Source organism: Pseudarthrobacter sp. O4, from assembly GCF_050157025.1.
GTDB lineage: Bacteria > Actinomycetota > Actinomycetes > Actinomycetales > Micrococcaceae > Arthrobacter.
On sequence record NZ_CP189591.1, the window covers coordinates 1774632 to 1786879 of the forward strand.

Consider the following 12248-nt stretch of genomic DNA (forward strand, 5'->3'; position numbering starts at 1 on the left):
CACCGACGCTAGCGGCAAATGTACGCGCCCGGGAGCGCAAACTTTGGTCATGCATCGCATTGAAGCCACCATTTTTCGGGTCGAAACCCGCACAACAACTTAGGAGACAACGACATGGGACAGATCAATAACCTGAACAGCAGCGATATCCCGGATATCTTCCGGCGCTTGCGGATACTCGAAATGGCGTCCCCGCTGAATAACGCAGCTATCGGGCGTTCCGGCCTGCTCGTGTACGACGGCGGTGTGATCACCATCGAGAACGGCGGGCTCAACGTCACCGGCACGGCCACGATAAGCGGTGTTCTCAACGCTGACGGGACCGTGACACTCTCCGGGACGGTCGCCATTTCTGGCCCGCTGACCGTCACCGGGGCAACGCATCTAAATGGCGTGACGGACATTGCTGGTAACACGACCGTGACGGGCGACTTCACCACTAACGGGCCGATGAAGACCACCGGCACACTATCCGTTGAAGGCGTGACGACGTTGAAGAACGACCTCAACGTGACCACCGGCGGGAAGATCAAGGCCGGCGGACTGACCATGGATCCCTCCGTAGCTTCCGGCGCCCTCGTGTTCTCCAACGGCGCCCAGGTCTTCACCGACGCATCGAGCATCCAGGTCTACAAAGGAACCTCCGTTGTTCAGGTGGAGAACGGAACCGCGAAGGTGCAGGGCGACGGCTCGCATTGGCTGAAAGTGGATGCCAACGGCGTGACTATCGGAGGGCTTCCGACGACGACGCAGCCGGCGAACCTGTACCAGGATCCAGCAACCGGCCGTCTCTACCGTTCGACGGCCCCCTAGTCACACTCCGCATGTGGAACGCATCGCAGATGATCGAAAGGAAGATTATTCATGGCAAGCAAGGCAGTTGTACCGGGGGAGTTGGGGAAGCGCGGTAAGGCGTACTACTCGCAGATTCTCGCTGACTATGAGCTCGAGGAATCAGAGAAACAGATTTTGCTGGAAGCGGCCAGGACTCTTGATGAAGTGGACCTGTTGAAGGCTGCAGTCTCGGAAATGGGCGTGACTACTAAAGGCAGCATGGGGCAGACGGTTGTGAATCCTGCCCTTGCTGAGTTGCGGCAGGCTCGGGCATTGTTCGGCCGCTTGGTGCATCAGTTGGATTTGCCGGCCGATGAAGAAGAGGAAGAAGTCCCTCTGACTGCCGCCGAGCAGGACCGCCAGGACAACGCCCGGAAGGCCGCTAACGCCCGCTGGCGCATGGAGAAGCCTAAGCGGGTGCACCGTGGCGCGTAGGCGTGTTTCTGAGGCTGAGCAGGCACGGCGTGACGCTGAGGCCGCGGCCGGCGCCGCAGTCGAGCGGTTGCCCCGTGAACTGATGTGGGAATCATCAGTCTTCTTCGCCCTGTTCCAGGCCGATTCCCCGCACCGGCATTTAGGCGAAGCGTATTCGAACTGGGCGCCGCGCAGGGACCGCGCGCGGCGCCAATGGTTCGCTGACCGGGGCATCGATACCCGCTACCTGGCAGCGGACCCCCGTTACGCGGAGGCAATGGACGGCGTCGAACCACTGACGCCGGAAGAATGGATTCGAATGCATCTAGACGGGATATTGGATTCGTCTTCGCTGTCGGAGTCTTCCCGGTAAGTGGACTTGTGCAGCAACAGCCCATAGGGCAGCCCCGGGTATGTGACGAGATTAACTAGCGCCGCGAATCGTGGGCTGCGAGGCGTTGCCCACAAAGCGCACCAATCATGACGTAGGGCCGGCGGTTTGGGCGGCTTTCTTGGACGGCAGTTTCAGCCGCGGGACTTCGGAAAGCACACGACCGGTAGTGCCACAAAGTCCCCATTGCCGGGTATTCACATGGTTGTGACTATTCGCCGTCGTCCCCACCCGTCATGTCATCCGACACGGCTGGGTCATATTCGTCATGGTGCGGGCCGGCTAGCGCCCGACCCCTGGCGAGCTCGACCCGGTAACGCCGCGAAACCTCAGCTAGTAGCGCCTCGAAGCTGACGCCCTGCAAAGAGTCTGTGACGGGCTTGACGCGGTCCCCGTCCATTGCTTTCATGGTCAACTCATTAGGGTCCACCTCGCCCACTTTGTCCATTGCGCGGCGGATCGCGCCCGGCGCCCAGTCGAGGGCCTTTTCAAACTTCGGCTGGTTGATCGCGGAAACCTCAAACGCGCCCGTCTCAGCGTTCTGGACTGTCGTTAGCGAGCCAATGCCGGCGACCTCCGCGAATTTCCCTCTGGAAAGGCCACTCTCTTCACGGCGCTGCCGGATCAACTGACCAACCCTAACCAGCATCATTTCTCGATCTTCACGTTTGCTCATGCGCTACAAGATGCCATGGAGTGACGCGTTGAGCAATCTCAACCAATACTCAGGTTTGGCGCAGAAGTACCTAACCAGTGTTCATGCCATAGGTTTGGGCAAGAGCGCAACAAAACTAACCAGCGGCCCAATCCGATGCACGACCTGGTGCGAGGAACCTGCTTCGAGTTCATGGGTAGCATCGGTGGATGGACACGAACAGTGAAGATGTGACCTCGCCAGGTGAAGATGCTCAGGAAGCGGACCTGAGCGAATACGCGGCCACAAAAGCCAAATTCCCGGATGCGCCCGTGCTCTACACCCTCGAAGAAGTAGCCGAAATCTTTAGGGTGTCCAAGTCCACGGCATACGCGCTAATGAAGAAACAGAATTGGCCCCACCTCAGGCTAGGCACCATGAAGCGGTTCACGCAGGGGGATCTAGAGAAGATCGACGCCATTCATAGGCATCCTGAGGATGCCTGGTTGGAGCATGCCGAGGCCCGCGCCCGCATGAGGATGCAGCGACCACGCATCGGAACACGCGCAGCCCGGTAACGCTCAATTCACTGGGAGGCCCGCGTATACGTCGGCGCACATGGGGCAGGTGATCCACAACGTGAAGCGTGAGGGCGGTGACGGGCCGGTGCTGTTCGGCTTCGGCGCTGAAACCAACCCGGCCCCGTCGTTCATTGTCGCTACCATGTGGACCGTGTGGCGCGCCAGGCCCCGCTCTACTAGCGCCGCCTGGCCGTGTGGCCCCTGCCTCATCGGCGGGGGTCACTCGTCGGCCCCGCCTGTCCGGGGCGGTTCCCCTACGCTTGGCGTTCCCATCGCTGGGAAGCGCCTACACAAAAATGCCCCTCTCAAACGAGAGGGGCATTTTGCCGTTCCGGAGGCTAGAGGCTTTTCGCCAGTTCCGTCACCCTGAAAGGCGTGGACCCCGCCTTGAAGCAGAGCGCCCAAAGGTCACCGGCCGGCGACGTCTCGGACAGGGTGGCCGTGTAAACGAACTTCGTCGTCACATTATTACGGTGGGCAACCATCGCAGCATCGGATCCGTCTTTGAGGACGACGATGTATTGATCTGGGATGATCAGGGGCAGGGGTGCGTGACGCAAAAGGAGAACTTGTCGGGTGCGCGGAATTGGCAATTGAGGAACTGGCATCAGGGCCAGAAACATATCGATCAACTTGTGGAGGTGCATTCAGGGCGTCTGCCTAGCATGGCATCTACGACCTTTGGAAAACCTTGGAGACACCTTGTTCAGGCTTTTAGCCAGTTGTTAGAATCCGCTTACTCTGTGAAGTGTTGGGGGCTTCGCGGAGAGGTTTTTCCACCACTTTCAGGAGGCTTACGTGTCCGGCAATGGAAAACACCCTGCTCTCACCCGTTTCAAGAAGTCTTTTTTAGGCGTAATACTCACAATGGGCGTTTTGACTCCGCTGATGTTGTTTGGGGCGCCAGCCGCCAATGCGTGGGCGTACTCCTGGGGTGGGAACCCCGGACCGTATACAACATCGGCCGTTTCATGTAAGTGGAAAATTTTCGGCACTAGCTCAAATCTCGTGATGACGGCGCAGCCTCCCCGCGTATGGGCGAGAAATGTGAGGGCCGGGTACGGGAATGATGGTTCCTGGGTGCGATATAACGCATTTGTTGTCGACGCGCGTACCGGGGCTACGTTGGGGCAAAGCGGTTACAGCGGCTGGGCCTACGCGACGGATCAGACACCAGCAGTTTTTGTAGGTGTGACCACGTTCGCGAAACCCTACTATGGCAGCTACTACGTCGATTATCGGATCGAGTGGTCCACCTCGACCACGGCCACTGGTTGGGTCGCCGAACGACACAGTTCCTACCTGTACTACAACCAGTACAACGTCGGCCCCTTCGGCAAGTCTTCCTGCCGTACAAGTTAGAAGCCTGCTCAAGTTTTGTGAAAACCCTCGTCAGTCTTCACGACTGGCGGGGGTTCTTTGCATTTGACTCGATCAGTTTGTGGGTTCCTCGTCGAGTGCCTGAGTTCCTTCACGCTTGACAGCGAGAAGCTGGTAACGCTTCGGCTGCTCATCAACGCCGGCACTGGGTGAACCTATCCGGCGTTCCCGTAGAGGAGCTAAAACCCGACTACGAATTCCTGACGCACCGATCCGCGTCGTAGCCGGTGAGCTCCCCTACGGATAACGGTCAAGCCCCCCAATCGCCACAGTGGCGGCAAGTTTCAGCCGATCTTGTCGATGTACTGCGGGCAGAACGCGCCTACTCCGGCCCCGTGCATTGCGACCAACTGCGGGACCGTGTAGGCCCAACCCGCGCCTTTGAGTATGAAACTGTTCACGTGCGCGCTTGTAGCGCCGCCGTCGTACATCTTGCAGAAGCCCTGGGCTATCGTGATCAGACTCGCGTCGGGTTCAGCCTTGAGCCCCGGCTGAGAAGTCCGCAAGCTCTCGAGGTACACCGCTTTGACTTGATCTTCCCGTGTGGTATTGGCCGTAGCCTTTCCCGGGCTCGCAGCGGGTGTCGCCGCCACGCTGGCTGGGCTTGTCGCGGCCTTAGCGGGGTTCGGTTGAGCGTCTGCAGCTTTGGTGCTCCCGTTGGCCGCGGCGCAGCCGGTTAGCAACGTCGCTGACAACGACAGTGCCACGACAGTTTTCTTCAATTGTTCCCCCATGTTTGCCTGAATGGCGGGCTGGCCCGCGTGTTGTCATGTCCCTATCTGTCCGGGCCCCTAGAGGTTTTCTGCCAGTGCTACTACTTTCCCGGGAGTTGATCCGGCCTCGTAGCAGAGCCGCCATGCTTCAGTCGCCGGCGACGTCTCGGACAAGGTAGCGAGGGCAGGATCAAGGCCGGTCATGACAAGGGCCTTGTTTAGGTTTGCAGCGGTAAAGAAGGAATTCACGGTGTGAGGCCTATTTCTGTTGTTGTGGTGCATCCCCAGCGGATGCAGCGAGACTAGCGTTTGGTGCTGACTTTCGGCGCCGGGACAACGGAGATGCTATCCGGGTGCCATTGCTGACGGGAACCATCCTGCATTGTCACCCACACGCCGTTGTTGGTGACTCGCCAGACCTTGGCAACGGGCCCGTCTGTGTTGCCGAACATGCCAAGGAACTTCACGTGCTTGCCGGCGAACTTGGCTTTCATGTCCTGCAGGTCCATGGTGGTTCCCTTCGCTGATATCGGACTCCCTGCGGGAGAGGGTTTTCTTGGTGAGTAACCCCTTCCCCAAAAAAGCCCGCCGCCCCCGTCTCCGCTCTGCTGCCTTTGCCCACAACGAGTAGACCCGGCCCGTTTTGGGACGTGTCTGGCTGTGAACCTGGACAACCGCAGCTAACGGGCGTCTTCCCTAGGCGGTTCTAGGCATTCGGTGGAGATGTAACCGCGCCCCTCTGGTTTTGCGCGGGGAGGGCTGGAACGCGCTTACGACGCTCAACAGCCATATGAAATGTCAGGGCCAGCCGGTATGCTGGGCTCACAATCAACTAGCCTTGATTGTCGCGCCCCGGAGGTTGGTAGCCTGCCGGGGCATTACTCGTTTTGAGGCGGGTAACTTCACTAAGTGTCGGCATACTCGGCCGTGGCCATCCCGGCCTCGGAGCCGCGAAGCCTCGTGCGGACCGGGATGGCGGTACGGGCACCGGGATAGATCTCCAGCACCTGCGCAGTGCCAGCCTCTGCCGGGACTCGGCGGTTTTCGGCGGGCGCGTCTCGATGGATCGACATGTGTTTTCCTTTCACGGGTTCCGGCGGAATTGCCGGCTGCTTCGACTCTCCCGGCTCAGTGACATGCCGGTAAGTAGCGAGGCAGCCCAAGTGGAAAACGACGCAATCCGGCCGGATGTCGAGGAGCACTCAGGAATAGTCAGCCGCGGCGGCGCTCGAAGGCCGGTGGCCGGTGGCCGGGCTCCCTTCATGACAGACATGATGAAGGCCTCTTAGCCGTTGGTGGTGCGCAACAGGCTAAGAGACCTTCAATCATCCAGAGGGTTACGTATGTCCCGGCTCAAGGCACTACTGGAGGAAGTACCCTGCGATGTCCGCGATGAGCTGGGAGCTGCCCGAGGAGCGGTTGAACAGCGACACCCGGCCGTCGGAGCCTACCGGGACAGCGACCAGGTTCGGAATGGTCTGGCCGGTGTTGAAGTTCAGGTTGGACGCATTGGGACGCGCCGTACCGGAAGCAAACGCGGTGACGAAACCGAAGGACTTGGGCGAGGTGACGGTCAGGTTGAAGACGACGGCGGACACGTTGGCGGGGATGCCGTTGGCTCCGGAGACCCGGAAGGAAACGGCGGAGTCCGCGCCGACGGCGGAGCCGGTCCTGGTGTCCAGTGCCCGGGTGGGTCCGATGGCTTTGAAGGCACCCGATGCGGTCGGTGTGCCGGGGAGGTAGTAGCCGGCGACGTCGGCGATGAGCTGGGTTGTCCCGGCGGAGCGGTTGAACACGGTGACCTTCCCGTCGGCCCCGACCGGGACCGTGACCAGGTTAGGCACGTTTTGGCCGGTGTTGAAGTTCAGGTTGGACGCGTTGGGCCGCGCCGTGCCTGAGGCGTAGGCGGTGACGAATCCGAAGGACTTCGGCTCGGTCACGGTGAGGTTGAAGACCACCGCTGCCACCGAGGCGGGGATCCCGTTGACGCCCGCGACCTGGAAGGACAACGGCGTGTCGGAGGCCACGGCTGAGGCATTCCTGGTGTCCAGGATCCGGGAGGGCGCGAGCGACTTGAAGGCGCCCGGGGTGGCCGGGGTGCCCGGGGCGTAGTAGCCGGTGACGTCCGCTATCAGGTGGGAACTGCCGGAGGAGCGGTTGAAGAGCGTGACCTTCCCGTCGGCCCCCACCGGGACCGTGACCAGGTTCGGCACGGTCTGGCCGGCGTTGAAGTTCAGGTTGGACGCGTTCGGGCGGGGGGAACCGGAGGCATAGGCGGTGGCGAAGCCTGCGGCCTTGGGCGAGGTGACCGTCAGGTTGAACACGACAGATGCCACCTTGGCCGGGATTCCGTTGACTCCCGCGACCTGGAAGGACACGGCGGAATCCGCACCGACCGGGGACCCGGTCCGGGTGTCAAGCAGCCGGGTGGGCGTGATCGGAGCAAACGTACCGGGAAGGCCGGCTCCGTTTGCCGAAGCCTTGATGATCACGTCGTCGATGTAGACGTCCCCCGCTTGCCTCCGGTGTTCGGCGCCCAACTGCACTGCGGACAGCGTGTCGACGTCGATCTTGACCTGGTTGCTGGACAAGACCGACTTGTTATCAAACGAGATCTCCACCGTTGTGGACGCGCCGTTGGCTATGGCATGCATTGTCAGGTGATGCCAGCTGTTCAGTGCGACGCTGGGCACCAGCCGGGTATAGGTGAGTTTCCCGGTCGGCGATGCGACGCGCAGCCACAGTGCGCCGAGGCCGTTGTTGGCGCGAAAGACGTCGAGGACCCTCGTACCGTTGTTGAAGAACCGGAAGTAGGGAACGTTGTTGGTGTCGACGCCCTTGGCGGTGACGTTAAACCAGCCGTCGGCGTAGACGTCCTTGCTGCCGGCGGGCAGGGGCGCGGAAAAGTTGGCCAGGGAGCCCGGCGTGTTGGTCACGTGCAGGAGGGCGGCGCACCGTCCGGAATGTTTGTTTTTCTCGGAGATCGTGGCCGTGCCTGTCCCGGCGATATTGGGGGCGTTGAAGCCTGACGCTGAGATTGTTTTTTCCTCGAAACTGGTCGCAACGACTGTTGTGCCGGGAAAGTTGTTGGTGGGTGCCGGTGTGGCCGGGGCGCACGTGACGGCGGCTTGGGCCGGCGCCGCCCCGACGGCCACTCCGGCCAACACCAACAGATTTAGTGCCGCAATAATGCCAGCCCTTCGCAGTCGAATCATTGATCTGCCCCCCTGCCTCGAATTCAAACTCCCGAATATTTTTTTCCAGACGTACCGAGATAGCGGACGCCCTTGGCGGGTAAATATCGGTGGGCCACACACGAGGGCGCTCGTACTGCGATGCCTACCGCACGATATCGGCGGCGACTTGAGAAAACCTTGAAAAGGGATCGCCGTGGGCCGTTGCCGCCGGGCTACTCCATTCACCCCGTCGACTCACGCCGTCGACGGACCGGTTTGGATCAGCCGGGGAGCAGCGCCAGCAGCACCGGGACGACGCCGAGACACACAAAGGCCGGCAGGGAACAAAGGCCCAGCGGGACCACAAGCTTCACGCCAAGGGCGGCCGCGGCTTTCTCTGCGGTCCTGAAGCGGTCGCGGCGGATCCGGGCCGCCTGGGCATAGAGGATGGCAGAAGATGGCGCCCCGGTGAGGGCGGCGAACCCCAAGGCGTCGCGCAGGGCCAACAGCTGGGGCGACCGGTTGCGTGAACTGCGCCAGGCTGTGTCCCAGTCGGCGCCGATAGCCAGCGCGGACACAACCGGGCGAAGCGGGACGCTGAAATCCTGGGCGGCCAGGGCCGCCACGAGCTCCAAGGAGCGGCCAAGACCGGCGCCCGCGTCCAGCATCGCGCCGATCAGTTCGAGCATCATGGCCGTGTCACCAAGGCCCGCGGCGCCGGACGTTCCTTCGTCGCCGTGGGCCTTCCCGGCAAGTCCGGTATGGCCGGCTACCAGCCGTCCGGGCTCGAGCCGACTGAGTCTTCGCCTGGCCTGTGAGCGGTGGGCAAACGACACCCACGCAGCGCCCGCCAGAAGGGCCGTAACCGCCATGCCGGCGAGCCCGGCACTCACCGTGTTTCCCCCGCCGCCGACCTGACGAGCCTGGCCGACCAGATCCGTCCCGCGGCTGTGAGGGCAACACCCGCCGCCAGGGCCGCCAGACCTAGCGGCGCCCCCAGCAGGATGTCTATCGGGTCCACGCCCAGCAGCATGCCAAGACCCAGACCCAGGACCGGCAACCAGCTGAGCAATCGAACTGTTGCCCGGGGACCAGCCAGCGCAGTCTGCCGGGCGGCTTCCGCATCCTCCTCGGCTTCAAGCTGGGCGGCGAAGCGGGTCAGAATGTCGGCCAACGGGCAGCCGCTGACCTCGGCCACGTCGAAGCACGCGGCCAATTCGATCCAGTTGGCGCGCTCCCGGCCGGCGTCATCCTTTCCGAATCCCGGACCGGCACGGGCGCGTCTGCCAGTGGCGGCGCTTCGGATGGCCTCGCCCACGGGGGCCCCGCACCTCGCTGCGGCGCGGGCTGCAGCCAGACTGGCCAGCGAGTCCGGGGCAAGCGCTGCGTCCCGGGGTGGGCCATCGGACATGGACCGGCCCGGCAGAGCGTCCCCGCCGTAGAGGTGCCACAGCTCATCCCACAGCCGCGAGGGGGTACGGCCCCCTCTGAGCAGGGCAGCCAGCTGCTGGACAAGGACGGTCATCGGCACTGAAGCCGCACCGCGGGGATTCCGTCCTGCCCGGCGCAGGCCACGGCGTGCCTGGCCGCGGTGCGCGCGGGAATCGGCCGGCTCCGGCGCAGTTTGCCGTGGCGGCCCGGCGAGCTGCCGGCGGAACCGCCGGCCGGGGCCACCAGGGGGCGCAAGGGCCAACCAAACGGCGAGAGCCAGCACGCCGATCAGGGCGGAAGTCACACCGGAACCCTGCCCAGGCCGGGATCCAGGCCGAGCCGGTCCGCCAGCCGCGGCCAGGCCGGGCCGTACCGTACGCCGCCGTCAACGACGTCGAGTGCAACGGTGACCGCCAGGGCTCTTTCGTGCTCCTCCAGAAGGCCGACGCACGCCACGAACCGCCTGTTCCCCGCCCGTCCCACATGGACGACGGCGTCGAGCGCGCTTGCCACCTGCAGGCGCACGGCATCCTGGCCCATACCGGCCAGGGCCCCCAGTGCCGTCAGCCGTGCAGGAACGGCGGCCGCGGTGTTCGCGTGGATGGTTCCGCCGCCTCCTGTGTGGCCGGTATTCATGGCTGTGAGCAGTTCCCGGACCTCGGCACCCCGGCACTCACCCACGACCAGCCGGTCCGGCCGCATCCTCAACGCCTGGCGGACCAGCTCACCGAGATCCACGACACCGCTTCCCTCGAGGTTTCCATGCCGGGATTCCAGCGACACCACGTGCGGGTGGACAGGGTTGAGCTCCGAGGCGTCTTCAATGAGGACGAGCCGCTCAGCCGGATGGCACAGGCCGAGCAGCGTCGCGAGCAGCGTGGTCTTTCCTGAGCCTGTTGCGCCGCTGATCAGAAAGCCCAACCGCCGGTCGATGATGCGTTCCAGCACCGTCTGGACGAGGGGTCCGAACATGCCGTTCCGCCGCAACTCCAGCATGGTGAAGACCTTGTCCCCCCGGATTCTCACGCTGAGGAGTGTTCCCGTCGTGGAGATCGGCGGCAGGACTGCGTGGACCCGGTAGCCGCCGTCGAGCCTGACGTCCACGCACGGAGACCCGTCATCAAGTCGCCGGCCGCCCGCCGCCACGAGCCGTGCGGCAAGTGCGCGGATTTGCGGCTCGCCGGAAAAGACGACCGGCGCCTTCTCCAGGCCGTTGCCTCGGTCCAGCCAGACCGCATCCGGGCCGTTGACGAAGACGTCCGTCACGGCGGGATCCCTCACCAGCGCCTGCAACGGGCCCAGCCCGCTCAGCTCCGCGCTGATGCTTTCCACGGCGGCCAGGGCACCCGCGGTGCCAAGCAGCCGCCCGGTCGCCTGCACAGCGGCGGCCACCCGGGAAGGAGTCACCGGGCCGGTCTCGGACATGACGGACTCCCGGACGGACTCCAACAGTCGTGCGTCGACGGCGCTGTGTGCCCGCTGACGTTGTCCGTGTGAGCGCAGGGCGCTGTTCGTGTCCGGCGGCCCGGGAGCCGCATGCGCACTCATCCGGGGTCTCCGCCGCTGAGGTCAAGAAGTGTCGCGGCGAACCGGCGGACGCTGCGTTGCTGGCCGACTTCCAGCAGACGCCCTCGTTCCGTGGCGGAGGCGACCCCCCTGACCTCGGGCAGAATCCCGTGCAGCGGAAGCCCCACGGATTCGGCGATATGGAACTCGTCCAGCGCGGCCCCGGGCGTACCCCGGACCACGAGGGAGGTTTCCACCGGGGGCAGTTCCTGCAGCAGCCGCGCGGTTGCGACGGCCGCACGCAGCTGGGCGGGGGCGAGGACCACAAGCCGGTCACACTCCCAGGCGAAAGCCCGAAGCACCTCGCGACCGCGGCCAATGTCCAGAACCACCAGCTCATAGCCGCGCCGGGCCGCGTCCAGGACCCCGGACACCGAGCCGGCATCGACCCCGACAGCCCGCTCCCGGCGGCCGGGCCAAGACAAAAACGAGAAGCCGCCAGCCACCGGCAAGGCCTCAGCGAGCTGGTAAGGATCGATGCTGCCGCTGGCCCCCGCGAGGTCCGGCCAGCGAAGCCCGTCGGAGTCCTCGGCGGCGAGCGCCAGTTCCATGCCGCCACCCCAGGGGTCCCCGTCCACCAAGAGGACGCGGGCCCCGTGCCGGGCAGCGGCCTGGGCAAGCCAGATTGCCGCCGTCGTTGCTCCGGCCCCGCCGCAGCCGCCGACGACGCCGAGGACCAGCCCTCCGGCCTCGGGCGAGCGGGAGCGGCTGAGGTATTCGGCCAGCCAGGATGAGGCGTCTGGGAGGACGGCAACCCGTTCGGCCCCGATGACAGCGGCGAGCTGCCACAGGCTGTCCCCGTCCCCGCTCAGGCCAACGAGCACGGCCGGTGCCCGCCTCCGTAGCGGCAGGTCCAGGATGTCGCTGCCGACCAGCACCGCTGCCGCAGTGTCCCAGAACGGAGCTGCTTCCTGCACGTCCCGCACCGTCCGCAGCCGGCCCCCGGCTGCTGCCACTATGCGTTCCACCTCACTGCGCAGCACCTCGATTCCGGTGACCAGCAGCGTCTCCGCGGACTCGTCCGGCAGCCACTGCTCTGGCCCCTCTGCGGGATCCGGGAAGGAATCGGGTAACTGGTGCCTGCTCATACCGTCACTCTGCCCTCCTGTCGGAGGGCCCGTAGCCGGT

Annotated in this window: 13 protein-coding genes; 3 read left to right on the forward strand and 10 right to left on the reverse strand. The window is 64.1% G+C overall.

Features of this window, described 5'->3' with window-relative positions:
- Positions 1 to 114: 114 nt before the first annotated feature.
- Positions 115 to 813: a hypothetical protein gene (locus ACQCSU_RS08130; protein ID WP_426979235.1), complete on the forward strand. Its 699-nt coding sequence runs from the start codon at positions 115 to 117 to the stop codon at positions 811 to 813.
- Positions 814 to 864: 51 nt separating this feature from the next.
- The gene (locus ACQCSU_RS08135) at positions 865 to 1269 is read left to right on the forward strand and encodes a hypothetical protein (RefSeq protein ID WP_426979236.1); all 405 of its coding nucleotides are present in this window, start codon (positions 865 to 867) and stop codon (positions 1267 to 1269) included.
- Positions 1270 to 1850: 581 nt separating this feature from the next.
- Here ACQCSU_RS08135 and ACQCSU_RS08140 read toward each other — a convergent pair.
- Positions 1851 to 2315 (reverse strand): helix-turn-helix domain-containing protein, encoded by a 465-nt coding sequence (locus tag ACQCSU_RS08140; RefSeq protein ID WP_426979237.1) that lies wholly within the window; start codon positions 2313 to 2315, stop codon positions 1851 to 1853.
- A gap of 188 nt (positions 2316 to 2503) precedes the next feature.
- Between ACQCSU_RS08140 and ACQCSU_RS08145 the strand changes: the two genes are divergently transcribed.
- The gene (locus ACQCSU_RS08145; protein WP_426979238.1) at positions 2504 to 2851 is read left to right on the forward strand and encodes a helix-turn-helix domain-containing protein; all 348 of its coding nucleotides are present in this window, start codon (positions 2504 to 2506) and stop codon (positions 2849 to 2851) included.
- 341 nt (positions 2852 to 3192) lie between these two features.
- Here ACQCSU_RS08145 and ACQCSU_RS08150 read toward each other — a convergent pair whose 3' ends face one another.
- The 9 genes from ACQCSU_RS08150 to ssd all read right to left on the reverse strand — a co-directional run bounded on the left by ACQCSU_RS08150 (position 3193) and on the right by ssd (position 12208).
- Entirely contained in the window at positions 3193 to 3501 is a 309-nt protein-coding gene (locus ACQCSU_RS08150; protein ID WP_426979239.1) for a hypothetical protein, read from the reverse strand.
- A gap of 1017 nt (positions 3502 to 4518) precedes the next feature.
- Positions 4519 to 4968, reverse strand: a complete 450-nt coding sequence (locus tag ACQCSU_RS08155) for a DUF732 domain-containing protein (protein ID WP_426979240.1) — start codon at positions 4966 to 4968, stop codon at positions 4519 to 4521.
- 281 nt (positions 4969 to 5249) lie between these two features.
- Positions 5250 to 5456, reverse strand: coding sequence for a hypothetical protein (locus ACQCSU_RS08160; RefSeq protein WP_426979241.1), 207 nt, complete (start codon positions 5454 to 5456; stop codon positions 5250 to 5252).
- Between the two features lie 396 nt (positions 5457 to 5852).
- On the reverse strand, positions 5853 to 6020 hold the full coding sequence (locus ACQCSU_RS08165) for a hypothetical protein (protein ID WP_426979242.1): 168 nt from the start codon (positions 6018 to 6020) through the stop codon (positions 5853 to 5855).
- A 288-nt stretch (positions 6021 to 6308) separates the two neighbouring features.
- Complete coding sequence (locus tag ACQCSU_RS08170; RefSeq protein WP_426979243.1) at positions 6309 to 8114, reverse strand: hypothetical protein; 1806 nt, start codon at positions 8112 to 8114, stop codon at positions 6309 to 6311.
- A gap of 290 nt (positions 8115 to 8404) precedes the next feature.
- Complete coding sequence (locus ACQCSU_RS08175; protein ID WP_426979746.1) at positions 8405 to 8995, reverse strand: type II secretion system F family protein; 591 nt, start codon at positions 8993 to 8995, stop codon at positions 8405 to 8407.
- A 17-nt stretch (positions 8996 to 9012) separates the two neighbouring features.
- Positions 9013 to 9858 (reverse strand): hypothetical protein, encoded by an 846-nt coding sequence (locus ACQCSU_RS08180; RefSeq protein ID WP_426979244.1) that lies wholly within the window; start codon positions 9856 to 9858, stop codon positions 9013 to 9015.
- Entirely contained in the window at positions 9855 to 11102 is a 1248-nt protein-coding gene (locus ACQCSU_RS08185; protein WP_426979245.1) for a TadA family conjugal transfer-associated ATPase, read from the reverse strand. Before ACQCSU_RS08185 ends, ACQCSU_RS08180 begins: the two co-directional genes overlap by 4 nt.
- Positions 11099 to 12208: a septum site-determining protein Ssd gene (gene ssd / locus ACQCSU_RS08190; protein WP_426979246.1), complete on the reverse strand. Its 1110-nt coding sequence runs from the start codon at positions 12206 to 12208 to the stop codon at positions 11099 to 11101. The genes ACQCSU_RS08185 and ssd overlap by 4 nt, the downstream gene beginning before the upstream one ends.
- Positions 12209 to 12248 lie beyond the last annotated feature (40 nt).